This window comes from Corynebacterium comes (assembly GCF_009734405.1).
Taxonomy (GTDB): domain Bacteria; phylum Actinomycetota; class Actinomycetes; order Mycobacteriales; family Mycobacteriaceae; genus Corynebacterium; species Corynebacterium comes.
Genome location: NZ_CP046453.1, coordinates 1820488 through 1845221 on the forward strand (window position 1 = coordinate 1820488; position 24734 = coordinate 1845221).

The window sequence follows — 24734 nt, forward strand, 5'->3', positions numbered from 1 at the left end:
CCCCTATGAGCCCTTCTGGATGTTCTTCTGGTGTGTGCCGCCGGCGAGCAGCTTTTCCGCCACCCGCCACAGCCCCAAAGAGTTGGAGGCCTTGACCAGCACCACGTCCCCGGGGTTGCCGGGGCCGGTGTGCTCGATCGGACGGGTGCGCAGCACGGCTTCGACGAGCCGGGTGGCGTCGTCGACGTCGCGTGCGATCTCCGTAGTTATACCCCGGTTCGCGGCCTCGGTGGCCATGGCGCGACTGTGCGGACCTTCGCCGACTGCGATGAGGCGGTCGACGCGGTAGCGGTCGAGGTGCTCTCCGATGAGCTGATGCGACGCTTCGGCATCGGATCCGAGTTCGCTCATCTCGCCGAGGACGGCGATGGAGCGGGCGTTGCGGCGGGCGGAGGCGGTGTACGCCAGGGCGGCGATGCCCGCGCGCATGGAATCGGGGTTCGCGTTGTAGGAGTCGTTGATGACGGTGACGCCGTCCGCGCGGGTCTGCACGTCCATGCGGTGGGCGGAGGCGCTGGTGTGACCGGAGAGTCCCTGCGCGACCTGGGCGAGCGGGAGCCCGGCCTCCAGGCCGATCGCGGCAGCCGCCAGGGCGTTGGAGACCTGATGCTCGCCGAAGACCTGCAGGGTGACGGGGGCGGAGTCGGCGCCGACGCGGAGGGTGAAGCTGGCGCGGGCGACGTCGTCGAGACGCACGTCCGCGGCCCACAGGTCCGCCCGCGAATGGGCGGAGTAGGTGACCACCCGCGCGCGGGTGCGCGACGCCATCGCGGCGACGAAGGGATCGTCGGCGTTGAGTACCGCCACCCCGTCCGCCGGCAGCGCTTCGACAAGTTCGCCCTTGGCGCGGGCGATGTTCTCCCGCGAGCCGAACTCCCCCAGGTGTGCGCTGCCGACGTTGAGCACCGCGCCGATGTGCGGCGGCACCGATTCCGCCAGGTGGGCGATGTGGCCGATGCCGCGGGCGGACATCTCGGCGACGAGGAAGCGGGTGCCGGTGTCGCAACGCAGCGCAGTGTACGGGAGACCGATCTCGTTGTTGAAGGAACCGGGCGGCGCGACGGTCTCACCGGCCATGCGCAGCACAGAGGCGACGAGGTCCTTGGTGGAGGTCTTGCCGGCCGAACCCGTGACGCCGACCACCGTCAGATCCGGCAGCCGGGTGACCACCGCGTGTGCGAGAGCCGCGAGGGCGTCCACGACGGCCTTGGCGGAACCGTCGGCGTCATGGGCGAAGATGTCGGCGTTGGATTCGCTGAGGCCCGCAGGCTTCACGACGATCGCGGGCACCCCCACCGGTCGAGCCGCCAGCACCGCCACGGCACCGGCCGCGACGGCGGTGGCGGCGTAGTCGTGACCGTCGACGTGTTCCCCCGGCAGGGCGAGGAACAACCCGCCCGGGGTGACCTTGCGGGAGTCGAATTCGACGGAGGCGGTCACCTTCGTGTCCGGATCCTCGACGTCGTGGAGCTCACCGCCGGTGATCTCCGCGATCTCCGCGAGAGTGAGGGCGATCATTGCTTCTTCTCCTTGAGTGCGCGTCGGACTTCTTCCCGGTCGTCGAAGTGGTGGTCCACCCCGGCGATGAGCTGGCCGACCTCGTGTCCCTTGCCGGCGACGACCACCCCGTCACCGGGACGGGCCCAGTCGATGAGGGCGTCGATGGCTGCGGCGCGGTCGCCGATCTCGCGGATCTCGGCGTCCGTGCCGACGGCGAGAGCACCCTCGAGCACGGCCGCGCGGATGGTGGCGGGCACCTCACTGCGCGGGTTGTCGTCGGTGATGATCACCAGGTCCGCACGACGTGCGGCCTCCGCGCCCATGATGGGACGCTTGGAGGGGTCACGGTCGCCACCGGCGCCGACCACCACACCGAGTCTTCCGGTGATCTGGCCGCGCAGGGTGTCCAGCACGGCGGCGACGGCGGCCGGCTTGTGGGCGTAGTCGACGACGGCGAGGAAATCCTGGCCGGCGTCGATACGCTCCATGCGGCCGGGGACGGCGACGTCGAGGAAGCCGGCGGTGAAGGCCGCCGGATCCACCCCCGCCGCCAGCGCCATGGCGGTGGCCACGGCCGCGTTGGCGATGTTGAAGTCACCCGGCAGCGGCAGCTCCGCGGTGACGTCCCGGTCCGGCAGGTGCAGGGTGATCGTCTGCGCACCGGTCGGCCCGACGGCGATCTGCTCGGCCATGACGTCGGCCTGCACGCCGCGGGTGGACACGGTGAGCGGGCGGTCGGCACGCTCGGCCATGGCCCTGCCCCACTCGTCGTCCACGCAGACGACGCTCTTCTCCGCGGACAGGGGGGACGCCGGGTCGAAGAACCTGGCCTTGGCCTCGAAGTACTCCCGCATCGTCGGATGGAAGTCGAGGTGGTCCTGGGAGAGGTTGGTGAAACCCGCGACGGCGAAACGCGTCCCTGCGGTCCGGCCCAGCTCCAGGGCGTGGGAGGAGACCTCCATGACCACGTGGGTGACGCCCTCCTCGACCATCTGCGAGAACAGCGCCTGCAGGGTGGTCGCCTCCGGGGTGGTCAGGGAGGTGGGCACCGGACGGCCGTTGATGCGGGTTCCGGTGGTACCGATCATGCCCACCTTGTGGCCTGCGGCCAGGAGGCCCGCCTCCAGCAGGTAGCTGGTGGTGGTCTTGCCGGAGGTTCCGGTCACCCCCAGGACGGTGAGCCGCTCGGAGGGGTGCCCGTGGATCTCGGCGGCGAGGATTCCGAGTACGGCCCGGACGTCCTCGACGACGATGATCGGGCGCTTCTCCCCCGCTTCCGCGAGGATCTCCCGACCTGCGGCGTCGGTGAGGACGGCGACGGCGGGGCTCTGAGCGGCAAAATACGCGCCATGGCGGCGGGTGCCGGGGACGGCGGCGAAGATGGCGTCCGAATCGGCCAGCTTGCCCGAGTCCAGACCGACCGAGGTGATGACGGGATCGGCCCCGGAGTCCTGGACGAGCTCTCCCCCGGCAAGTTCAGCCAGGTGGGACAGTGTGATTTCCATGGATGTTCTCCTCCTCGAAGGGCTATTGGGCATGGAGGATCAGCAGATCCTCCATGGGCGGCGACGTCGGGATGTTGTCCCGGTTGAGTAGCCACGAGGCGATCTCGCGGAACAGCGGGGCGGCGGACTGGCCGCCACCGCCGCCCTGCTCGACACCGCGTTGGGGCTCATCGACCATGACCGCGACGACGAAACGCGGATCATCCGCCGGGGCGACACCGGCGAAGGTGATCCAGTAGTCACTGTTGGAGTACGCGCCGGTGTTCGGGTCCACCTTCTGGGCGGTACCCGTCTTACCGGAGGTCTGGTAGCCGGGGATCGCACCGTTGGTTCCGGTGCCCGACTGCACGCCACCCGGATCGTCCTGGGTCACCGAACGGAACATGTCCACGACCGTCCGGGCCGTCTCGGCGCTGACGACCTGGGTGCGGTTCGGTTCCACCACCTCCTGTGGGGTACCGTCCGGCGCTGTCACAGACTCGATGATGCGGGGCTCGATCCGCTCACCGTCGTTGGCCAGCGCCTGGTAGACACTGGCCATCTGCAGGGTGGTCAGCGACATGCCCTGACCGATGGGCAGGTTGGCGAAGGTACCGCCCGACCACTGCTCCAAGGGGGGCAGGAGGCCCGAGGACTCGTTCGGCAGCTCCACGCCGGTGGGTTTGCCGACCCCGAACCGGTCGAGGTAGTCCGCGAAGCCCTCCTCCCCCAACCGCTCAACGAGCATGAGCGTGCCTACGTTGGAGGACTTACCGAAGATGCCGGTCGTCGTGTACGGCACCAGGCCGTGGGCCCAGGCGTCCGCCACCGTGACACCCGACATGTGGATCGAGCCCGGCACCTGGTGAACCTCATCGGGAGTGGTCAGGCCCTCCTCGATCGTGGCGGCCGCGGTGATGATCTTGGCCACCGACCCCGGTTCGTAGGGGTGCGAGATGGTCTGGTTCTCGAAGTCCTTGCCCGCGGCCAGCTGACGCTCGATGTTGCCGTTCGGGTCGATGGTGTCGGTGTTGGCCATCGCCAGCACCTCACCCGTCGCGACGTCCAGGACGACCGCCTCCGCTGACTTGGCCTGCGAGTTCGCCTTCGCCTGTTCCAGCAGCTGCTGGACGTAGGTCTGCAGGTCCAGGTCCAGGGTCAGTTCCACGGACGCGCCGTCGACGGCCGGCACCACGTCGCGCATCGTGCCGGGGATGGCCTGCCCATCGGTGGACACGTCCTCCGTGGAACGACCGTTGATGCCCGAGAGCGTCGCGTCCCCCGAGGCCTCGAAACCGAACTGGCCCTGCCCGTCCATGGACACCTTGCCGATGACGTTCTCCGCGATCGCCCCGTTCGGGTACTGGCGGATGTCCTGGTGGTCGGCGGCCACACCGTGGTACGTGGCGGCGATCTCGGCCGCGACGTCCGGGTCGACGTTACGGACGAGGACCTCATAGGTGGAGTCCGCCTGGAGCTTGTCCAGGATGTCCTCCGACTTGACCTCGCCGGTGATGGCACCGGCGTCCTTGATCATGACGGGGATCTCCCTGGCCATCGTCTCCAGGATGTCCTCGACGCGGCCATCCAGCTCGGCGTCGATCTGCTCACGCGACATGCCCTCGACCCGCAGCTGCAGGTCCTGCTGCTGACGCAGCTCAGTGCGCAGCAGGCGCGGGGACACGGTGAGGCTGCGTGCCTGCATGGTGTAGGCCAGTTGGCTGCCGTTCCGGTCGGTGACTTCGCCACGACGCGCCGGTTCGACGTAGACGCGGGCGCGCTGCTCCTGGGCCTTGAGCGCCAGGTCCGGTCCCCACACGACCTGCACCCAGGCGAGCCTGCCCACGAGCGCCACGGCCACGACGGTGAAAATGGTGAGGATGACCCGCAATCTGCGGGTCATCACCGACTTCTGGTCCTGCGTCTTCTTCACCGGCGGCCGGGGCACTCTGCTCTGCGCGGCACGGGCATCGGAGTAGGGACGGGAGGATGAACTTCGGGACGAGCCAGCTCGTCCCACGTCACGTCGGACGCCTCCGGCGCCTGGTCGTGTCACTGGGCGTCCTCACCTGCTCGTTCTTCTCGGGTTTTCGGGTTGGTCACTGATCCTCGGTCGGCACATTCGGAGTGTAGGGGGCCACGCCCCGTTCGACCGGTGCCGGGGCCTGGAGCTGCTCCCCCTGTGGAATCGCCTCCAGGTTGTCGCCCAGCTCTGCGATCGCCGTCGGATCACTCGACGCCTGCCCCGGGCGGACCGGGGCACCGTTCACGTCAATGATAGAGCTCGTCGCCGGATCGGCCGGACGCTCCTCCACGATATCGCCGTTCTCCTTCACCGCCAGGATTCCCGGCTGCGAAGGAACCGCCATGCCGAGTTCGCCGGCGCGGCGGGCAAGCTCGGCAGAGGAACGGACGTTCTCCAGGTCCCGGTTGAGGGTCTCCAGCTGGTTCGACAGCTGCCTGTCCTGCGACTGCAGCACCTGCATCCGGAAGGTCTGCTGGGTGGACACCCCCGACAGCCACATCGCCACCGCGACGCCGGCGATCGCCAGCACGATGGAGATGCTCACCAGCTTCGCCAGCAGGGTGGTGCGCTTGACTTCGGCGACCCGGCGGCCCCGGACGGAGACCACCTGCCGGGAACCGAGCCGGTTCGGTGGCGGAAGCGGCCTACGGCGCTTCGGCAGCGGGGTCTGCTGCGGGACGGTCCTGACCCGCTGCTCACGATCGAGGACGGCGGTACTGGTGAAGTCGCGGCTGGCACCCATACGTCGTTCCTTCCTGGTCGTCTGTGTCACTGTCGGCCTCCGGTCGGGTCAGGGAGCTTCTCGATGGCCCGGACCCTCACCGGTGCTGCCCGAGGATTCTCCTCGATCTCGGCGTCGTTCGCCTTCTCCGCCCCCCGCGTGATGATGCGGAAACGGGGCGCGGTACCGGGCAGGTCCATGGGGAGGCCGGGTGGAGTCCTGGATGCGGTCATGTCGGCGAAGGCAATCTTGACGATGCGGTCCTCCAGCGACTGGTAGCTCATGAACACCGCACGCCCGCCGACCGCCAACAGCTCCGTGATGACGGGGATGACGTTCTCGAGGGCCTCAAGCTCGGCGTTCACCTCGACGCGCAGCGCCTGGAAGGTGCGCTTCGCGGGATGTCCGCCGGTGCGCCGGGTGGCCGCCGGAATGTTCTCGTACAGCAGCTCGACCAGGCGGCCCGACGTGGTGAAGGGCTCGCGGTCACGCTCCCGTAGGACCGCCGAGGCGATCTTCCCCGCGAAGCGTTCGTCACCGTAGGTTTTGAGGATGCGCGCCAGATCGCCGTGGCTGTAGGTGTTGAGCACGTCCGCGGCGGTCCTGCCCTGCGTGGGATCCATGCGCATGTCCAGCGGGGAGTCGGTCCGGTAGGCGAAACCGCGTTCCACCTGATCCAGCTGCATGGACGAGACACCCAGGTCGAACAGCGCTCCGGCGATGCCGTACTCACGGGCGAGGTCGAAGATCCGCCCCTCCCCTTCCGCGATGGCGTCACCGATGCCGTCGAAACGCGTCTGCACGCCGACGAAACGATCGGCGAACGGGGCGAGTCGCTCACGGGCTTCGGCGAGCGCGACCGGATCCCGGTCCACGCCGATGACGTGCGCCCGGGGGAAGGTCGCCAGAAAGTGCTCGGTGTGGCCGCCGGCGCCGAGGGTGCCGTCCACGATCACCGCATGCTCACCGAGCTTCTCTACGCCCGGCGCCAGCAGCTCAGCCATCCGATCACGCAGGACCGGGACGTGTCCGAAGTTGTCCTCGATGTCGAAGCTCATGTCGGCCTTATGGTCGCTCATGGCGTCCCCTCCCCTCTTCATGATCGAGTGTGTCGGTCTGCCTCCCGGTGCGGGGTGCGTACAGGGCCCTGCCCGATGTGTCCATCTGATGTCGGGGAAGTACACCAGAGCATCACTTCGGGCAGAGTCCTTACACGCGCTCCGCCCCACCCTCTCGCCCCCTGCCGGGAGTGATCAGAGCAGTCCGCCGAGGACGTCTTCAGCGTCGGCCGCCGAGAAGGCGGCCTCCGTTTCCTTCTGATAAGCGGCCCAGGATTCCGCATCCCAGATCTCGAGAAAATCCACTGATCCGATGACCACACACTCCTTGGTCAGACCCGCATACTCGCGGTGTCCGGCCGAGATGGTGATGCGACCGTTGCCGTCAGGACGCTGCTCATCCGCACTGGCAGCCAGATTTCGGATGAAGGCACGTGCCTGCGGGTTGGTGCGGGACACCGCTGCGGCCTTCCGGACGCGTGCGGCGAACTCCTCCCGGGGATAGACCGCAAGACTGTGATCCTGCCCCTTCGTGACCATCAACCCACCGGCGAGCTCCTCACGGAACTTCGCCGGAAGTGTCAGTCGACCCTTGTCGTCGAGTTTTGGAGTGTAGGTACCCAGAAACATCCCGGGCCCACCTTCCTTAGTCTCGACTCCGCGGATCGCTTCAGACCAGATTCAGTTCTCGCCATGGTTCAGATCGGCCACTTGGCTCTTCTTCTCCACCGCTGCGCCCCACAATACCCCACTTCGCCCCACCTACAACCCACAATCACCCCACCAGACACAGAATCAGCAGTAGATTCCCAGGTAAGAGACGTGAAATGTGTGGGAGGCCCGCCAGGCGCCACACGCCCGGATTAAGGGGCCTCCGTACCGGAAGCCCCTCATCCACTCTTTCTCCTGCATGTTTCGGTGGATGCGGGAGGAAGTGGCGGACCCCCGTGGGGCGACGTGGGAATGACCGAAGGCCCGCCGCACTCCCCCGGAAGGGAGGTGCGGCGGGCCTTGATCAGGTTCGCGGAGTTAGCGCTCCTCGAAGCGTTTGCGGAAGTTCTCCTCCATCTTGCTTGTCGCAGATCCGGAGCCACCACCACGCTTGGGACGAGGCTTCCGGTCAGCGCCTCCGGACATTCCCGCCCCGCCGCGGAGCATCCACAGGCCGGCCCCGAACATCACGAGGAAGCCCACGACGCTCAGTGCGATGAACCAGAGGTTCTGCTGAGCGAGTGCAACACCGCCGATGAGCATGACGAGGCCGACGACCGCAATCGCGATACCCCGAAGAGTGATGCCGGGTGTTCCGGATCCACCGAAACCGTGGTCACCAGCCACGGATGACCCGAACTTGGGGTCATCAGCAAGGAGAGACAGTTCAATCTCCCGGAGCGCTCGTTGCTCCTGCTCTGAAAGCGACACTAGTTCCTCCCGGACATCGCTGGGCGCTTGTTCTTCTTATAGGTTTAACGCCCAGACTAACGGGATTGTTCCCGCGAACGCCAACGCCCTTAAGCAGCGGCCGGAACCCACCCTGCCTCGGCCTCCACCTGGGCCAAAAACTCCGTGGTCAAATCCATCACCCGATTGACAACCGAATGGTCGACGTCACGCTCCAGGCCCGAGGAGACCCGTGACCGCAGGCGCGAATACTGCTCAAAAGCCCCCGCCCACCGTTCACCATCCGCATCAACGAGCCGGAGCTGGTCCCACGCGCTGGTGGGGCGGCGACGCTTTCCCGACACCGCCGACGCGGAGATCCTCGCCCCCGCAGACCTCAACGCGGCCTGATAGGCGGCCTCGAGCGCCAGATCCCACTTTCCGCCCGCCCGATATTCCACGGCCTGGGCGAGAAGGGCACGGGCCTTGAAGATGAAGTCGGCCCGGTGCGTGCCCGCCCCCGAGAACCTGGTGGTAGCGGAAATGATCTGTGCCATCGGGGCCAACTCCTTCCTTCACGTTTCCGACCCTCTTTCCTGCGTGTGGCCCTCACCTTAGAAGCGGCCCGGAACACCACACCTCAATCGTAGAACAGTCATTCGAACACGTCAACGGTTGTGGTGCATCTTCCTGCCCTCCCCTCCGGCCTTCCGTTCGAGGCCCGGCACCAGGCGCGGAACTGCGTTTTCCCCCACCACACCGGCAGTTCGTGGTTCAGTGGAGGCGTGACCATCGAGATCCGCCGGTTGTCCGGTCCCGAATTTGCCGTGTTGGCCCCACAGCTCGTCGACCTCTACATAGAGGCGATGGGCTATGACCCGAGCATTCGGGCAGGTCGTGTCGAGGTCTGGCGCCACGAGATCGTTCAGCCGGGATTCACCGCACTCACCGCCTTCGAAGGCGACACTCTCCTCGGACTGGCGTACGGCTACCTCGGCGCGCCCGACCTGTGGTGGGACCGCCAGGTCCGCCGCGGCTTCCGGGCCGCCGGCGGACCGGACACCCGGCAGGCCGTGCTCATGCGCAACTACTTTGAGGTCGCCGAGATTCACGTCGATCCGGCGCACCAGGGCAAAGGGATCGGCCGGCTGCTGCTCTCCAAGCTGCTGTGGCTCGTCCCCGCAGCTCATGCGCTGCTGTCCACCCCGGAGGTCGAGGACGAGGCCAACAACGCCTTCTCCCTCTACCGCTCCATGGGTTTCCGCGACGAGCTGCGCAACTTCCAGTTCGACGGGGATTCCCGCCCCTTTGCCGTCCTGTCCGCCCCCCTGCCGCTGCCGGGCCTGGTGGAGAAGCCGGCTGTCTTTGACTCAGACGGATAGTCACCTGGGTATCGTGGACTGGACAGTTCACCGCCCCGATGAAGGATAGCCACATTGAGCAGCCAGGCCCTCCGAATGTTGACCCTCGACCAGATCCCGGCCGCCGCCCGTGAGGAACTCTCCCGATTCGTCACCGCCCGCCGGAGCCAGGTCTCTGCGATCGGTGCCCCCGTCACAGAGGCAGTCTCCCACCTGGAGGACTTCGTCCTGGGTGGCGGCAAGCGGATCCGTCCCCTCTACGTGTGGGCAGGTTTTGTCGGTGGCGGCGGTTTCGACAACAGCACCGAGGATCCTGCGGCGGTGTTGCGTGCGGCGGCCTCGCTGGAGTTCATCCAGGCCTGCGCCCTGATCCACGACGACATCATCGACTCGTCGGACACTCGGCGCGGCAACCCGACCGTCCACAGGGCCGTTGAGGCGGCTCACCGTACCAACAACTGGTCCGGCGACCCTGCCCACTTTGGCGAGTCGGTGGCCATCCTGGTCGGCGATCTGGCTCTGGTGTGGGCGGAGGACATGCTCCAGGACTCCGGCCTGTCGGTGGAGGCGCTGCAGCGGGCCCGTGAACCGTGGCGCGCGATGCGCACCGAGGTGCTCGGCGGGCAGCTGCTCGACATCTCCCTGGAGGCCACCGCCGAAGAGGACATCAGCCTGGCTGATTCGGTCAACCGTTTCAAGACCGCCGCCTACACCATCGAACGCCCCCTCCACCTGGGTGCCGCGATCGCGGGCGCCGACCAGATCACGATCGACGCCTTCCGGGGCTACGGCCGCGACATCGGCATCGCCTTCCAGCTGCGGGACGACCAGCTTGGTGTGTACGGCGATCCCGCCGTCACCGGCAAGCCCGCCGGCGATGATCTGCGGGAGGGCAAACGCACCGTCCTCCTGGCCACCGCCCTGAAGCTTGCCGACGACCGCGACCCCGCCGCCGCAGCCGAGCTGCGGGCCGGAATCGGTGCGACGTCGGACGCAGGCGAGATCGCCCGCCTGGCCGACATCATCGCTGAAACAGGGGCCGTCGAGGAGATCGAGGAGCGCATCACCGCCCTGACTACCTCGGGTATCGCCCACCTTGAGACCGCCGACATCTCCCCGGAAGTCACCGCCACCCTCACTGATCTGGCGCACCGCGCGACAGCGCGCCGTCTCTGATGACCGTCCGGCTGCCCGGCGCTCTCACGCTGGGGCTCATCGGCTCCCTCCTCCTCCTGCTCGGTTCCTTCGGCGGCGGCGCCACACGCAACCGCGGGGGTGTCCTGGAGGCCGTCGGCCTCGATTTCCTTGCCTACGGCCGCGGAGCAGGTATCTCCAACACCGTCTTCTGGGCCGGTGTGGTGTTCCTCCTGCTCGGCTGGGCGGTGCTCGGCCGTAGGCATGTGCTGCGGGAGGGCGACCGGGACGTCGATAAGCGGGAAAGGACCGTGCGGACCGCGATGTGGGCCTGGGTGCTGCCGCTCATCCCGGCGGCACCGATGCTCTCGCGTGACGTGTACTCCTACCTCATGCAGGGCGCGATGCTCCGCGACGGTTTCAATCCCTACACCCAGGGCGCGGCCGTCAACCCGGGCCCCTTCCTGCTGGAGGTGTCCCATGACTGGCGCAACACCACCACCCCCTACGGACCGCTCCACCTGTGGATCGGCGAGGGCGTCACCCGCCTCGTCGGCGACAGCGTCACCGCCGGGGTGATCGTGTACAAGCTGATCTCGGTTGCGGGTTTCGCCGCCATCGCATGGGCAGTCCCGCGTATCGCACGCAGGCTCGGCGGCGATCCCGTGCTGGCGCTGTGGCTGGGAGTGGCCAACCCGGTGATGATCCTGCACATGGTCGGCGGCATGCACAACGAATCCGTCATGGTCGGACTGGTCAGCGTGGGCCTGCTGGCCTGCCTGGACCGCCGTTTCGTGCTCGGCGTGGCGCTCATCGCCGTGGCGGTCTCCCTCAAGGCCACGGCCGCGATCGCCCTGCCCTTCGTCGTCTGGATGGCCACCCGCCACTACGCGGCCAGGATCAACAAGGTGCCCGCATTCCTGCTCGCCGGCTTCTTCGTCGTCCTGGAGACGCTCGCGGTGGTCTCCGCCGTGACGTTCCTGTCCGGGGCCTCGTGGGGCTGGCTGTCGGAGATCTCCGGCAACTCGAAGGTGATCAATCCCCTGGCGTGGCCCTCGCTGGCCGCAGGTGTGGTCACCACCTTCATTCAGCTGTTCCGGGACGACTTCGACTACAACGTGGCGCTCGGCGTCCTGCGGCCCATCTCAATGGCGCTCATGCTTCTCGGGCTGGTCGTCGTCTGGTGGTTGTTCCGGCAGGACGACCGCCGCGCCATCGCGGGAACGGCGGCCGCCTACCAGGTGGCGTTCGTGTTCAACTCGGTGACGCTGCCCTGGTACTACGCGTCAGTGATCAGTCTGGTCGGCACGGCCGGCCCGCCCCCGTGGGTGCTGCGGCTGGCGGTGGGCGGCTCAGCCGTGGTCACACTGGCCTTCACCGGCAGCGGAAACCACCAGCTCTACAACACCTGGTGGATGGCCGGTGTGTTCATCCTCGCCTGGGTGCTCACCGACTGGGTGTTCGGGAAGGACGTCAGATGGCCATGGCCTGCGCCCGGCGCAGCACCTCACGTGCCAGCTGACCGTGCAGCGCATCCACCGGCCGACCCGGCAGAGTCTCGTCCTCGGTGAACAGGAACCGCAGGATCTCCGCGTCCGAGTAGCCGCCGTCAGTCAGGAGCATGATCACGCCCGGCACGAACTTGCCGGTCGTGGGCTCGTCCTTCCGGAAGAGCGCCGCCGGGACGTGCCGCTTGCCGTCGACAACGTGGGCGATGAGTTTGTTCGCGGTCAGCAGGTCGTCGATCCGGGTGACCGCCACGCCGAGAAGCTCGGCGGTCTCCGGCAGGGTGAGCATGGGTTCATCAGCCAGCAGGGCCTCAAGGGAAATATCTTTCGCGTTCACGTGCTCCACTCTAGCGCCGGCCAGCGTTGGCATGAGCGGTGACCTGTGGACCATACTGTTCGCATGGCTCAACTGGCAGTGGGAGATCTCCTCGAGGACCGTTACCGTATCGATCACCCGATCGCACGTGGTGGCATGTCCATGGTCTACCGCTGCGTCGATCTCCGGCTCGGCCGCGCCGTCGCCGCGAAGGTGCTGGATGAGAAGTACATCGCCGACCCCGTGTTCCGGCAGCGTTTCCGCCGGGAGGCCCGGGCCATGGCGCAGCTGACGCATCCCAACCTGGTCAACGTCTACGACTTCGGTTCCGACGGCGACCACCTGTTCCTCATCATGGAGCTGATCACCGGCGGCACCCTGCGTGAGCTGCTGGCCGAGCGCGGCCCCATGCCGCCGCACGCGGCCGCCGCGGTGATGCGGGCGGTGCTCACCGGCCTGTCCACCGCGCACAGGGCCGGGCTGGTGCACCGGGACATCAAGCCGGACAACATCCTCATCAGCGGTGACCACCGGGTGAAACTCGCTGATTTCGGCCTCGTACGCTTAGCCAGCGCCGCAACCGCCTCCTCCAACCAGATCATCGGCACCGCCGCCTACCTCTCACCCGAACAGGTCGACGGCACGGACATCACACCCGCCTCCGATGTGTATTCCGCGGGCATCGTGCTGTTCGAATTGCTCACCGGCGCAGTCCCCTTCTCCGGCGACACTCCGCTCGCCCACGCCTACAAGCGGCTCACCGCCGATGTCCCCGCGCCCAGCTCCCGGATCGGGGGCGTGCCCTCCCTGATTGACGCCCTGGTCGCCACGGCAACGGCCCGGGACCCGCAGGACCGCTTCTCCGATGCCGCCGAGTTCCTCGCCGCGCTCGACGACGTCGCCGGCGAGCTCTCCCTGCCAGACTTCTCCGTCCCTGTCCCCAGGAACTCTGCGGCGCACCGGGCGGCGGCGGTGCCCACCGACATCACCGACCTCGTCGGCCCGCCGACCATGGTCACCGAGATTCCCGTGCCGCAGATCGCGCAGACACGGATCCACGAGGCCCTTCCCCCGGTTCCCGCCCGGATCCCGGAGGACGCCGTCGAGGAGTTCGAGGAACCCCGGCCACCGGCAGACAAGCCCGTGAGCAACCGCTCCCGGGTGGGGCTGGTGGTGTGGCTCATCGTCATCGCCATGCTCACGACAGCCGTGGCCGTGGGCGGCTGGTGGTTCGGGTCCGGTCGCTACGGTGAGATCCCCCAGGTTCTGGGCATGGACCGGGCCGTCGCCGTCGCCACGGTCGAGGAGGCCGGGTTCACCCCCGTCACCCGGATCGTCTACAGCGACGACGTCCCCACCGATCAGAGTGCGGGCACCGATCCCGCGGACGGCGAGAAACTGGTCCGCGGCCGCGAGGTCACCATCCTGGTCTCCCAGGGCATGCCCACCGTCCCTTCCGCCGAGGGCATGGATGTCCTCGCATACCAGGCGGCCGCCTCTGAACGCACTCTCACGGTCACCAGCGGCGAACCCGTCTACTCGGCCGAGGTCGAGGAAGGCCGGGTCGCCCGGACGGAACCGGCGGCCGGCGAGGCCGTACCCATCGGGACAACCGTCACGGTGCATGTCTCGCGCGGCCCGGAGCCCATTCAGGTCCCGGCCGTCATCGGCCTGCCGCTCGCCGACGCCGAGGCACGCCTCGCCGAGCTCGGCCTCACCGTCGCCGCCGTGGATCGCCGCTACGACGAGGACTCCCCCGCCGGCCGGGTGCTCGCGGTCTCACCTGATCCCGGTACGACGCTGACCCGCGGCAACGAGGTCTCGCTGGTGGTCTCCAGCACCCTGACCGTGCCGGACGTCTCCGGAATGGATGAGGCCACCGCGACCGCCACGCTCGAGGCCGCCGGTTTCAGCGTCTCCGACACCCGACGCGACAACGGCACCACCGGCGCCTCCGGCAGCACGGTGGTGGGCACCAGCCCCGCTGCCGGTGAGCTCATCGACCCCGAGGACGCCGAGATCACCCTCACGCTGCCGGGCCGGGTAACCGTCCCGGATGTCGTGGGCATGACGGTCGGCCAGGCGCGCGGGTTGCTGGAGGGGGTCGGACTCGACACCAACGCACGCGAGCGTGACGACACCCGCGTGATCAGCCGCCAGCGACCTTCCGCCGGCGACGTCGCCCGGGTCGACTCGACCGTGCGGCTGACGTTGGGGGATTAGGAACGACGAAACGCCGCGTCCCTCCGGGGAGGGACGCGGCGTCGACGAGCGGGAACTAGTTGCGGAGCATTTCGGCGACCAGGAAGGCCAGCTCCAGGGACTGCTGGGTATTCAGGCGCGGGTCACAGGCTGACTCGTAGCGGCCCGGCAGGTCGACGTCGGTGATGTCCATGGCGCCGCCGAGGCACTCGGTGACATCCTCGCCCGTGAGCTCGATGTGGATACCGCCTGGGTGGGTGCCCAGGGAGCGGTGCACCTCGAAGAAGCCCTGAACCTCGTCGATGACCTTGTCGAAGTGACGGGTCTTGTAACCGTTGGACGCCGTGAAGGTGTTGCCGTGCATCGGGTCGGACTGCCAGATGACCTTGTGTCCGGCGGCCTCGACGGCCTCGATGACGGGCGGGAGGGCGGTACGGACCTTGTCGTAACCCATGCGGGCGACCATGGTCAGTCGGCCCGGCTCCTTCTCCGGATCCAGCTTGCGCGCGTAGGCGACGGCCTCCTCCGGCGTGATGGAGGGACCGATCTTGAGGCCCACCGGGTTGGAGATCAGCGCCGCGAAGTTGACGTGGAAGTCATCCAGACCACGGGTGCGTTCGCCGATCCACAGCTGATGCGCCGAGAGGTCGTAGAGACGGGTCTTTCCGTCCTCATCCTCATGGAGGCGAAGCATTGCACGCTCGTAGTCGACGAGCAGTGCCTCGTGGGAGGCGTAGATGTCGGAGGTGCGCAGGGACGCGTCATTGACGCCGCAGGCCTCCATGAAACGCAGGCCCGCCTCGATCTCGTTGGCCAGTGCCTCATACCGGGCCCCGGCCGGGGACTGGGCGACGAACTCCTGGTTCCACTCGTGCACGCGGTTGAGATCCGCGGTACCGGAGGAGGTCAGGGCACGGACCAGATTCATCGCGGCCGAGGAGTTCGCGTAGGCGCGGACCATACGGGCCGGATCATGGCGACGTGCCTCCGGGGTCGGGTCGACGCCGTTGACGATGTCACCGCGGTAGTTCGGCAGACCGTTGCCGTCGAGGTCCTGGGAACGCGGCTTGGCGTACTGGCCGGCGATACGGGCCAGCTTGACCACCGGGGTGGAGGCGCCGTAGGTCAGGACGACGGCCATCTGCAGAAGGGTCTTGACGTTGGCGCGGATGTGCGGCTCAGTGTTGGACTCGAAGGTCTCGGCACAGTCACCGCCCTGCAGGAGGAACGCCTTGCCGTTGGCGACGTCGGCGAGCTGACGCCGCAGCTCGGTGACCTCGGGCGCCACCACGATCGGCGGCACCGACTCGAGGATCTTGCGGACGTTCTCCGCCTGGGCACGGTCCCAGGAGGGCTGCTGCCTGGCTTCCCGGGAGATCACGTCCTCGAATCGCTCATTCAGCCCCGCGGGGAGCGGCGGCAGATCGGGGAGAACTTCTTTAGGGATGTCAACAGTCCAACTCACACCCATATTCATAGCACGGGTGTCCAGTCCTGTAACCCCCCAGCGTCAGCGAAGGACGCGATTGCCCTGACCCAGCGGGAGGGCGGAGGCGCAGATCAGGAACTTCTCCAGGTTGTGGCGGGCGTCGATGAGCGCGTCATGCGTGTCGTCCGGGCTCTTCGGCAGCGGGGGTTTGCCGGCGAACTCCCAGTACTGCTTGAGTTCGCGCGTGTAGCGCGGGATCGCGCGCGGGAGGGTCGTCATGTCACCCCAGAGCTGGGCGAGCAGCACATGATCGTAGGCCCCCACCCAGGCCCACAGCTCCGGGTCGCCGTATTTGTGGGACGTGAGGAAGGCGAGCACCTCTCCACGGATGGTGGTCTGGGACTTCCACACCGAATCACCCGGGTTGGGGAGCCTGGACAGCACGTGTTCCCGCACCCATGCGTTGGCCTTCGACGGGTCGAAGTCCGTGGACACGGCATAGTATTCCCGACCGTCCTCCGCGACTATGCCGATGGAGACCAGTTCGATGGTCCGGCCGTCCTCGATGAACTCGGTGTCGTAGAAGTAGCGCATTGCGCGCACGTCCCTTCCGGCAGTATGTCTGGCACCCCACAAATGGTGGCAGCGTCGGGAACCAGCCTAATGCGTGGCAACCACGCGTCCGGCGAAGGGGTCGTGCCGGCTCCCGATATAGTCATGGCGTGCAGTCGATCAGCGTCTCCTCCCCCGCCGCCCCGCGGTTCACCCTCCCCCACCACCGGATCGGGGTGATCCTGGCGATTCTGGCGTCCACGGCCGCGTTGCTTCCCTGGTTGATCGACTCCGGGCCCTCGCTGCGCTACGCGATCGACATCGACGTCTACCGCCAGGGCGCCAGGGCGTTCCTGGCAAGCGACAATCTCTACACGCGCAGCTACCAGGTCGGCGGCATCGAGCTGCCGTTCACCTATCCCCCGCTGGCCGCGATCCTGTTCATCCCCCTGGCGCTGGTGCCCTACGGTGTGGCACTCGTCGGGTGGACACTGCTGTCCGCGGTCCTGCTGGGGTGGTGCCTGACCATTGTGCTGCGGCACGTGTTCCCCACCCTGGCCGACGCCGATCACCGGGTGCTCGCCACCTGGCTGCTGCCGCTGGCTCTGGTGGCCGAGCCGGTCCGGGAGACCCTTGCATTCGGTCAGATCAACATCATCCTCATGGCGTTGGTGCTCGCCGACACTCTCACCCGTCGGCCGCTTATGCCCCGGGGTGTGCTCATCGGTCTGGCGGCGGCCATCAAGCTGACTCCCGCGGTGTTCATCCTGGTCTTCCTGGTGCAGCGGCAGTGGCGCTCCGCCGCGATCACGTTCCTCGCGGGCGTGGGCTTCACCCTGGCGGCCGCAGCTTTCAGCCTGGACACCTCACTGACCTACTGGTTGAACACCCTGACCGACACCGGGCGGATCGGCAATGAGGCCTACTCCTCGAACCAGTCGATCCGCGGGCTGCTGGCCCGACTCGTGGAACCCGGCGAGCAGGCCCCCACCGCCGTGTGGCTCGTTCTGGTCTTCGCGTGCCTGGGTCTGATCATCGCGGCGATGCTGCGGGTACAGCGCTACGGGCAGCCGATCGGTGTGGTGCTGCTGGCCTCCACGGTGGCGCTGGTGTGCTCCCCGGTGTCCTGGTCGCACCACTGGGTGTGGTTGATCCCCCTCGGCGTGACCCTGCTGGGGGTGGCCTGGCAGCGACGGAATCAGGCGGCGGTTCTGGCCGTGCTGATCTTCGCCGCTGTCTTCTCCTCCCCGCACTGGCTGCTGCCCAACGACTACGGCCGGGAATACGGCTGGTCGTGGTGGGCGCACGTGGCGGGCAACTCCTACCTCGTGGTCGTCCTGGCGGTCGTGGTGGCCGCGGTGATCGTGCCGCAGGTGCTGGTGCCGGTGGGCCGTCGAGAAGAAGAGGACTAATCGACCGGTGCCGGCCGCAGATCCTCGGCGCGGTTGAACACCACAGCCTGCCGGGGGGCCCGCCGGAGCAACGGCGGCATGACGGACCATCGCAGGTAAGGGATACGGGTGACCAGCCACAGCCCGAACGCGCCGATGGCGGAGATGACCATGCCGACGATCATCCACAATGCAGTATCGTGCAGCACGTTCCCGGCTCCGCGGGCGATCGGCAGCTCGAGGCCGCGCATGTTGTAGTGGTAGAGCACCGTCAGCGCGATGGGGTGGCCCAGGTAGATGACCAGGGTGTGACGGCCGAGGAAGCAGAGGATGTCCGAGATCACCGGGATCCGGCCCAGCAGCACCGCCACGATCACCGCCATGGGCAGCATGAGCAGCTGCACGACCGCATTGACGATCAGTCGCAGGTCGACGTAGCCGACGGTGTCCGCACCCGGCAGCAACCAGGGCAATGACACGTCCGTCACCGTGTTCACCCACGCCCAGACGGCGGCCAGCGTGAATCCGGTCGCATACAGCAGCGTTCCCCGCGTCAGGTTACGCAGGCCGGTCGCTGCCCCGGAGAAGTCCCGGATGTGATGACGCAGGTGCGCGCCCAGCAGGAACGCCGGCAGGTACAGCACCGCCTTGCCGATCATGTGCTGGTCCGCATGCAGCGGCAGGATGAGGATGGGAGCGAACCCGACGAGGATGCCCGCCCACCACGGCAGCTTCCGGGTGGCCCACAGCACGATGTTGAAGATCACCAGGGCATAGAGGAACCAGTACATGTTCCGGCCCTCGATGATGTGCTCGAGATACTTCTCCACCCCGGGCATGGGACGGTCGTTGAACATGTTCCATTCGCGGAACTTGAACCACAACTCAACGGGCACCCACACCAGGTACGGCACGAGGAAGAACCACAGTCTGCGCAGGAGGAGATCCTTGAACGTGAAGCCGAAGACCTTCGCGGAGAAGAAGCCGCTGACCATGAAGAACAGCGGCATACGCAGGGGGTCGAGGATGCGGTTGGCCTGGGCCACGACCGTCTCCATGCCCTCGGGCACGGCCAGGCTGACGTGGAGCAGAACCACGCCGAGAATCGACAGTCCCCTGGCCACGTCAGGCCAGCGCATCCGGGTGCCGGGTGCAGTCACGTGTCCACCTCATCCCCTCCGTGCGGCGTGGGACATCCCGCCGGGGGTCCGGTGAAGTCCAACGGTTGATCGTACAGGTCAGCCACGGGCCGACCAAGACCGCTACTTCGGCTCAGTGCCGTGCGGGTAACCCTTACCGGCGGCGAGGGAGGCCTTGACCTCCGAGGCATACATGTCCACGTAGGGCTCACCCGAGAGCTCGGCGAGGATGGCCATCACGTGGTCGGTCAGCGGGCGCGCCGCCTCACGCGAATCAGGGTCGATGCCGAGCGACTCGACGTAGGCGCGGCCGTCGATCGGCTGGCCCACTTTCATGCGGACCTTCTTCGGACGGGGGATCCAGGTGCCGATGGGGTTGGCTTCGCGGGAGCCGATCATGGCGAGGGGGATGATCGGCGCGTCGGTCGCCAGCGCGATGCGCGCCATGCCGGTACGTCCCTTGTAGAGGCGACCGTCCGGGGAGCGGGTGCCCTCGGGGTAGATGCCCAGCACGCCGCCCTTCTCCAGGACTGTGCGGGTGGCGGTGAGGGTGGCCTCACCGGCGTCGGGGGCGTTGCGATCCACCGGGATCTGTCCGATGGAGTTAAAGAACCACCGCTGGATTCTTCCCACCAGACCCGGGGCGGTGAAGTACTCGGACTTGGCGGGGTAGGTGATACGGCGCGGGATCATCAATGCGAGGAAGAAGGAGTCCATCACCGACTGATGGGTGGAGGCGACGATCGCGGCGCCCTCGGCCGGGATGTGCTCGCCGCCCTCCATCTTCGGCCGGTTCCACACGTGGAGGAACGGGCCGATGAGAACGTTCTTGAACATCCAGTACAGCTGCTTTTCCATCTGATTCTTCCCGTCTCGTCGCTCACATCTGCCCGCGGGCCAGATCTGCCACGCCGATCATACCCGCGTGGTTGCCCAGTTCCGCGGTTCCCACGACCGGTAGGGGCCGGTGTCCCGCGCCCACGATCGCGCCGGCCATCCGCTCACAGGCGGCGTCGATGAACAGGTCCGCGTCCAGCGACACTCCCCCACCCAGCAGGATGAGTTCGGGATCGAGCACATCAGTGACCATCGCGAGCCCCTGGCCCAGCCAGTCGGCGAAGTTCGCCAGCACGGCCAGACCCGTGGCGTCGCCGTCGCGGGCGGCGGTCATGATCTCCGTGCCCGTCACCTCGTGCCGCTTCTCCGCGACCCTCCGCCCGAGCCCCTCATCCGCGGAAGTCGCGAGCTCACTCGCCGTGTCCAGCAGGGCCGTGCCCGAGGCGTAACGCTCCAGGCAGCCGCGTTTGCCGCACGCGCACTCCCGGCCGCCCGGCACCACGGTGAGGTGGCCGAACTCAGGGGCGGTGCCGTGGGCGCCGCGGAAGATCTCCCCGTCGATCATGAGGGTCGCGCCGATGCCGGTGCCAACGGCGAAGAACACCCAGGTCCCCGCGCCCTGAGCCGCACCGAAGCGGTACTCGCCCCACGCCGCGGAGTTGGCGTCATGCTCCAACGTGACGGGCAGGCCGATCCGTTCCGCCAGTCGGGCCCGTACCGGGGCGTCGCGCCACGGCAGGTGCGGGGCGAAACGCACCGTCTCCCGCTGCGGGTCGAGGAAACCGGCGACCGCCAGTCCCACGGCTGCCGGATCATGGGTGACCCGCAGCTGGTCCAGCAGGGTGACGATGGTGTCCTCGAGCGCCTCCACGGTGGTCGGCGTGGCGGTGCTCAGGGAGTCGATGACTTCACCCGCGGCCGTCACCACCGCTGCCCGGCAGTGGGTGCCGCCGATGTCGAAACCCACCGTCGGACGGGGATCGGCGAGGTCCATGGCACCACCTTGGGGGTCGAGTCGAATCCAATTCGGGAAGTATATCCGCTTACACAGACGTAACCAGTTCCCGCAGGCGCGCGCCCATGATCTCCCAGGTCCAGCGCTCTGTCGCGTGTCGACGCCCCTCCTGTCCCATCGCCGCCCTCAACTGCGGGTCGTCGAGCAGCCGGACGAGGGCGGCCGCGAGTTCCTCGACGTCACGGCCGTCGACGACGATCCCGGTCTGCGGGGTCACCGTCTCCGGAGCGCCGCCGGAGTCGCCGGCCACGACCGGGACGCCGCAGGCCTGCGCCTCCAGGTAGACGATTCCCAGGCCCTCGACGTCCAGCCCCCTGCCACGCGTCCGGGCCGGCATGGCGAAGACGTCGGCCGCCGCCAGCACCGCCCGCAGGTCCGGGGAGGGCAGCGGCCCGGTGAAGACGACGGCGTCGGAAAGCGGTGCCGCGAGTTTCCGCAGTGTGCGCCCGTAGGAGCCCGAGCCCACGATGACCAGCCGCGCGGCCGGGTGCGAGCGCAGCACGGTCCGCCATGCCCGGATGAGCTGGTCCTGGCCCTTGCGCGGCACCAGGCGGGAGATGCACACCACCAGGGGCCCGTCGCCCAGATTGAACCTGCGGCGGGTGGACTCGCGTTCAGATGCCGTGTCGGGGTGGAACCAGTCGGTGTCCACGCCGGAGGGCAGATGCGCGAAATGTGGGCGGGTGCCGAAGGCGGGTCGGAAGCGGCGCAGCGTGTAGTCGGAGATGTAGGTGACCACATCGGCGGTGTCGCCGATGCGGCGCAGAACCTGTCGGGCGCCGGGCAGCATGGACCAGCCGACCTCATGGCCGTGGGTGCTCGCGATGACCCGGGTCGCTCCAGCCCGGCGGGCGGCGGCCCCCATCAGCGCCAGCGGGGCGGCGGCGCCGAACCATGCCGTGTCGATGTCCAGGTCGCGGATGATCTGTGTCATCGCCCGGGTGGTGGCCGGGGTGGGCAGCATGATGCGGCGCGGCCAGCGGATCACCTGGTACGGGAGTTCAGCGTCATGGGCCGCCGCCGCCTCAGCGTCCTGCGTGGAGGCGAAGACCACGACCTGCGCCGGGTCGAGCGTGTCCACGAAGTCCCGGAGGTAGGACTGGATGCCGCCGACCGTGGGCGGAAAGTCGTTGGTGATCAGCAGAGTCCGTGACATGTGTCAGTAGCGTACTGCCCCTGCCCAGGGCATCGAGTCCACGGACACGACCTGGACCGGAATGCCGTAGTCGGATGCGTGCACCAGCTGACCGTTTCCGATGTACATGCCCACGTGGGTGACGCCGGGATAGTAGCCGACGATGTCGCCCGGCTGGAGATCCGCCCGCGACACCTGGGTGCCGCCGGCCAGCTGCGCCTGCGAGGTGCGCGGGATGGTCTTGCCCTGCTGCTGGTAGGCCCAGAGCATCAGGCCCGAGCAGTCGAACTGGTCCGGCCCCGCCGCGCCCCAGCCGTAGGGTGAGCCGAGCTTTCCCAGAGCGGCGGGCACTGCCCCGGAATCGGCGCCGGACATGATGGGCTCCAGCGGGTTGTTCTTGTTCTCCCACGCCGCACGCGCCTCCGCGTCGAGCGCGGACACCCTCTCCTCGATCTCCCGGATGCGGACCTCGAGGGACTGCTGCTCCTCCGCCAGCTCGCGGTGACGGTTCTCCAGCTGCGACTGCTGGAAGGCGGCCTCAGCCAGCATCCGTGCCGCGTCGGTGTGCGACCGGCCTGCCTCGGCGGTCGCGTCCGAGAGCTTCTCCACGGCGCGTTCCGTGTTCCTCGTCAGCGTCGCCAGGTAGGCCGCACGGTCGATGGCATTCTGCGGAGTGGCTGCCGCGATGGCGTTGGTCACCGGATCAATCATGAGCCCGCGGTACTTCGCCCCCGCGAGGCCGTCGACCTCCTGCTGGTGGTCCTGCTCGGCTGAGCGGGCGGCCTGGGCACGCTGCTGTGCCGCCTCGGCGTCGGCACGCAGCCCGTCGATGCGGCCGTACCCGTCCTCGATCTCGGTCTGCAGCTGCTTGACCTCCTCACTGGTGGCGGTGGCCTCGTGGGAGACCTCTTCCATCGTGGCGATGAGGGTGTCGATGTCTTCGGCGTGGGCGGGAGCAGTGATTGCGGTGGTGAGCATGACCGCCCCCAGGATGGCGGCGGTCGTCCTACGGAGTCGGTGCGTGGGGGCCGGGTGGAGGCGCAAGGGAGGATCTCTCAGAGAAAGGTTGCCAGTGAAGTCAGGCACAACTATAGGCATCGGGGGCGGTCCGGGACGGTCGGGGTCCAGGTGTCGGGACAACTGTGTCGCACGTGACATTCCCGTCGGGGAAAGCACGATGCCCGCACCCCCGGTTGAGACCGGGAACGCGGGCAGGGCAGCAGTTCGCTCAGAAACGGACCGCGGAGTGGATCGGCTGGAAGTGCAGCGGACGCTCGCCGACCGGGGTTCCGGAGTTCAGGGCGTCGATGATCATGCCGTTGCCGGCGTAGATGCCGACATGGGTGGCGCCACCGTAGTAGGCGATGATGTCACCCGGCTGCAGCTGGTCCAGCGGAATCTGCTGGCCCTGGGCCGCCTGGGCCTGGGAGGTACGCGGGATGGACTTGCCGGCCTGCTGGTAGGCCCAGGAGGTGAGGCCGGAGCAGTCGAAGGCGCCCGGTCCGGTGGCACCCCAGGCGTACGGGGCACCGACCTTGGAGCGGACGGCGTCGACGATGGCCTGGCCGCTGGAGGAGGCGGCCGGGGCGGCGGTCACGGCCGGGGCCGGCGCAGGGGTGGAGACGTAGCTGTTTGCGGACTGCTGGAGGGACGGGACGAACTGCTCCACGTTCGGCACAGTCTCCAGGCCCTGGACGTTCTCCAGACCCGGGACGTTCACGCTGAAGCCGGTGTTCGGCACTACCACCTCGACCGCGTTGGCGACTGCCGGGGCCATGACGGTGGCACCCACGACAACTGCCGAGGCAGTTGCGAGACGACGGGTGAGGGACTTGCTGAGGCGACGGTGCTGAGCCACGAATGGTTCTCCAAATCTTCCAGTGTGCCTACCGGGTTAGCTGTCGGGTTGGGATGTACGGAAGCTTCCCTCCCCCGCTCCACGCCCCACACCTTGGTGCGGGACGCTCTTGCGGAGGATGTACCCCAGATGAAGCTGGTCGGTTCCCCGGTTCCCGTTGAAGGGATTCGGCTTAATTTTCAGTTCAGTCATTCGGTGACTTCCTGTCGAAGTACCGCAATGTCTCGATCAGGTTACGAAACCGCAACGAACAATGTCCAATGCCCGACCTCGGAGGGAGGGCGTTACCGGGACGTTATCCACAGGGAGCCGCCGAGCGGGCTCCCAGGAGATTTTCGAATAAAGCGGCCGAGCCATCGAACCAGACCCCCCGTTACCCACCCGTGACCACACTCTTTGTCGACGTTCAGGAAACTGCGAGGCCGTACATGAAAAACACAGCAATGGCGAGCTGGCACACATGAGACATTTCGAGTGATGTGCATCACGATCCGGAAGACCGGGCCCGCACGGCCCGTTTCCGCCACACCGCCGACGACTCCCCCCGGGGCCTTCACGGGGGCGTCAACACGTCCAGGAAGGGCGCAGGTTCGCCCCCGACACCCCGGAATGGAAGTGACAACCTCACCCAGGGGGCGCGGCCTTCCAGCGGCCCTCCAGCGACCGCGCACGCGCGAAACCCCGCCTC

General features: G+C 67.8%; 22 protein-coding genes and 1 riboswitch. Of the genes, 5 read left to right on the plus strand and 17 right to left on the minus strand.

Translation table 11 applies throughout. From position 1 onward, the window contains the following. Nucleotides 1-3: 3 nt before the first annotated feature. The 8 genes from CETAM_RS08750 to CETAM_RS08785 all read right to left on the minus strand — a co-directional run bounded on the left by CETAM_RS08750 (nucleotide 4) and on the right by CETAM_RS08785 (nucleotide 8726). Nucleotides 4-1518, minus strand: coding sequence for a UDP-N-acetylmuramoyl-tripeptide--D-alanyl-D-alanine ligase (locus CETAM_RS08750; protein WP_156228503.1), 1515 nt, complete (start codon nucleotides 1516-1518; stop codon nucleotides 4-6). Further along, entirely contained in the window at nucleotides 1515-3005 is a 1491-nt protein-coding gene (locus CETAM_RS08755; RefSeq protein WP_156228504.1) for a UDP-N-acetylmuramoyl-L-alanyl-D-glutamate--2,6-diaminopimelate ligase, read from the minus strand. The genes CETAM_RS08750 and CETAM_RS08755 overlap by 4 nt, the downstream gene beginning before the upstream one ends. A gap of 22 nt (nucleotides 3006-3027) precedes the next feature. Further along, nucleotides 3028-4887, minus strand: a complete 1860-nt coding sequence (locus CETAM_RS08760; protein WP_156228505.1) for a peptidoglycan D,D-transpeptidase FtsI family protein — start codon at nucleotides 4885-4887, stop codon at nucleotides 3028-3030. 196 nt (nucleotides 4888-5083) lie between these two features. Then, a complete protein-coding gene (locus CETAM_RS08765) occupies nucleotides 5084-5752 on the minus strand; it encodes a hypothetical protein (protein ID WP_156228506.1) in 669 nt (222 codons plus the stop codon). 26 nt (nucleotides 5753-5778) lie between these two features. Beyond that, nucleotides 5779-6789 (minus strand): 16S rRNA (cytosine(1402)-N(4))-methyltransferase RsmH, encoded by a 1011-nt coding sequence (gene rsmH, locus CETAM_RS08770; RefSeq protein ID WP_156229455.1) that lies wholly within the window; start codon nucleotides 6787-6789, stop codon nucleotides 5779-5781. A gap of 195 nt (nucleotides 6790-6984) precedes the next feature. Then, entirely contained in the window at nucleotides 6985-7419 is a 435-nt protein-coding gene (gene mraZ, locus CETAM_RS08775; RefSeq protein ID WP_156228507.1) for a division/cell wall cluster transcriptional repressor MraZ, read from the minus strand. A 399-nt stretch (nucleotides 7420-7818) separates the two neighbouring features. Continuing rightward, a complete protein-coding gene (locus CETAM_RS08780) occupies nucleotides 7819-8211 on the minus strand; it encodes a DUF3040 domain-containing protein (protein WP_156228508.1) in 393 nt (130 codons plus the stop codon). A gap of 89 nt (nucleotides 8212-8300) precedes the next feature. Beyond that, a complete protein-coding gene (locus CETAM_RS08785; protein ID WP_156228509.1) occupies nucleotides 8301-8726 on the minus strand; it encodes an SAV_6107 family HEPN domain-containing protein in 426 nt (141 codons plus the stop codon). A 228-nt stretch (nucleotides 8727-8954) separates the two neighbouring features. Between CETAM_RS08785 and CETAM_RS08790 the strand changes: the two genes are divergently transcribed. The 3 genes from CETAM_RS08790 to CETAM_RS08800 all read left to right on the plus strand — a co-directional run bounded on the left by CETAM_RS08790 (nucleotide 8955) and on the right by CETAM_RS08800 (nucleotide 12235). Then, on the plus strand, nucleotides 8955-9551 hold the full coding sequence (locus CETAM_RS08790; RefSeq protein ID WP_156228510.1) for a GNAT family N-acetyltransferase: 597 nt from the start codon (nucleotides 8955-8957) through the stop codon (nucleotides 9549-9551). A 75-nt stretch (nucleotides 9552-9626) separates the two neighbouring features. Next, nucleotides 9627-10706, plus strand: a complete 1080-nt coding sequence (locus CETAM_RS08795) for a polyprenyl synthetase family protein (protein WP_156229456.1) — start codon at nucleotides 9627-9629, stop codon at nucleotides 10704-10706. Next, a complete protein-coding gene (locus CETAM_RS08800; protein WP_156228511.1) occupies nucleotides 10706-12235 on the plus strand; it encodes an alpha-(1->6)-mannopyranosyltransferase A in 1530 nt (509 codons plus the stop codon). Before CETAM_RS08795 ends, CETAM_RS08800 begins: the two co-directional genes overlap by 1 nt. Here CETAM_RS08800 and CETAM_RS08805 read toward each other — a convergent pair. Further along, entirely contained in the window at nucleotides 12138-12509 is a 372-nt protein-coding gene (locus CETAM_RS08805) for an Rv2175c family DNA-binding protein (protein ID WP_156228512.1), read from the minus strand. The two genes, CETAM_RS08800 and CETAM_RS08805, sit on opposite strands and share 98 nt — an antisense overlap. Nucleotides 12510-12572: 63 nt before the next feature. Between CETAM_RS08805 and pknB the strand changes: the two genes are divergently transcribed. Next, a complete protein-coding gene (pknB, locus tag CETAM_RS08810; protein ID WP_156228513.1) occupies nucleotides 12573-14711 on the plus strand; it encodes a Stk1 family PASTA domain-containing Ser/Thr kinase in 2139 nt (712 codons plus the stop codon). Between the two features lie 55 nt (nucleotides 14712-14766). Here pknB and CETAM_RS08815 read toward each other — a convergent pair whose 3' ends face one another. Both CETAM_RS08815 and CETAM_RS08820 read right to left on the minus strand, forming a co-directional pair. Further along, nucleotides 14767-16155 (minus strand): class II 3-deoxy-7-phosphoheptulonate synthase, encoded by a 1389-nt coding sequence (locus tag CETAM_RS08815; protein WP_197085706.1) that lies wholly within the window; start codon nucleotides 16153-16155, stop codon nucleotides 14767-14769. 45 nt (nucleotides 16156-16200) lie between these two features. After that, nucleotides 16201-16713, minus strand: coding sequence for a polyadenylate-specific 3'-exoribonuclease AS (locus CETAM_RS08820; RefSeq protein ID WP_156229457.1), 513 nt, complete (start codon nucleotides 16711-16713; stop codon nucleotides 16201-16203). Nucleotides 16714-16841: 128 nt separating this feature from the next. Here CETAM_RS08820 and CETAM_RS08825 point away from each other — a divergent pair, with 128 nt between their 5' ends. Further along, complete coding sequence (locus tag CETAM_RS08825; protein ID WP_197085707.1) at nucleotides 16842-18083, plus strand: glycosyltransferase 87 family protein; 1242 nt, start codon at nucleotides 16842-16844, stop codon at nucleotides 18081-18083. Here the strand turns inward: CETAM_RS08825 and CETAM_RS08830 are convergent. The 6 genes from CETAM_RS08830 to CETAM_RS08855 all read right to left on the minus strand — a co-directional run bounded on the left by CETAM_RS08830 (nucleotide 18080) and on the right by CETAM_RS08855 (nucleotide 24046). Beyond that, nucleotides 18080-19222 carry an acyltransferase family protein gene (locus tag CETAM_RS08830; RefSeq protein ID WP_156228516.1) on the minus strand — a complete coding sequence of 381 codons (1143 nt, stop codon included), beginning with the start codon at nucleotides 19220-19222 and terminating at the stop codon, nucleotides 18080-18082. The two genes, CETAM_RS08825 and CETAM_RS08830, sit on opposite strands and share 4 nt — an antisense overlap. A 102-nt stretch (nucleotides 19223-19324) precedes the next feature. Next, complete coding sequence (locus CETAM_RS08835) at nucleotides 19325-20059, minus strand: lysophospholipid acyltransferase family protein (RefSeq protein WP_156228517.1); 735 nt, start codon at nucleotides 20057-20059, stop codon at nucleotides 19325-19327. A gap of 22 nt (nucleotides 20060-20081) precedes the next feature. Further along, the gene (locus CETAM_RS08840) at nucleotides 20082-21032 is read right to left on the minus strand and encodes an ROK family protein (protein ID WP_156228518.1); all 951 of its coding nucleotides are present in this window, start codon (nucleotides 21030-21032) and stop codon (nucleotides 20082-20084) included. Between the two features lie 49 nt (nucleotides 21033-21081). Continuing rightward, nucleotides 21082-22209, minus strand: a complete 1128-nt coding sequence (locus CETAM_RS08845) for a glycosyltransferase family 4 protein (RefSeq protein WP_156228519.1) — start codon at nucleotides 22207-22209, stop codon at nucleotides 21082-21084. A 3-nt stretch (nucleotides 22210-22212) separates the two neighbouring features. Then, on the minus strand, nucleotides 22213-23232 hold the full coding sequence (locus tag CETAM_RS08850; protein ID WP_407923918.1) for a C40 family peptidase: 1020 nt from the start codon (nucleotides 23230-23232) through the stop codon (nucleotides 22213-22215). Nucleotides 23233-23416: 184 nt separating this feature from the next. After that, nucleotides 23417-24046: a C40 family peptidase gene (locus CETAM_RS08855; RefSeq protein WP_156228521.1), complete on the minus strand. Its 630-nt coding sequence runs from the start codon at nucleotides 24044-24046 to the stop codon at nucleotides 23417-23419. Between the two features lie 11 nt (nucleotides 24047-24057). After that, nucleotides 24058-24229, minus strand: a riboswitch (cyclic di-AMP (ydaO/yuaA leader). Nucleotides 24230-24734 lie beyond the last annotated feature (505 nt).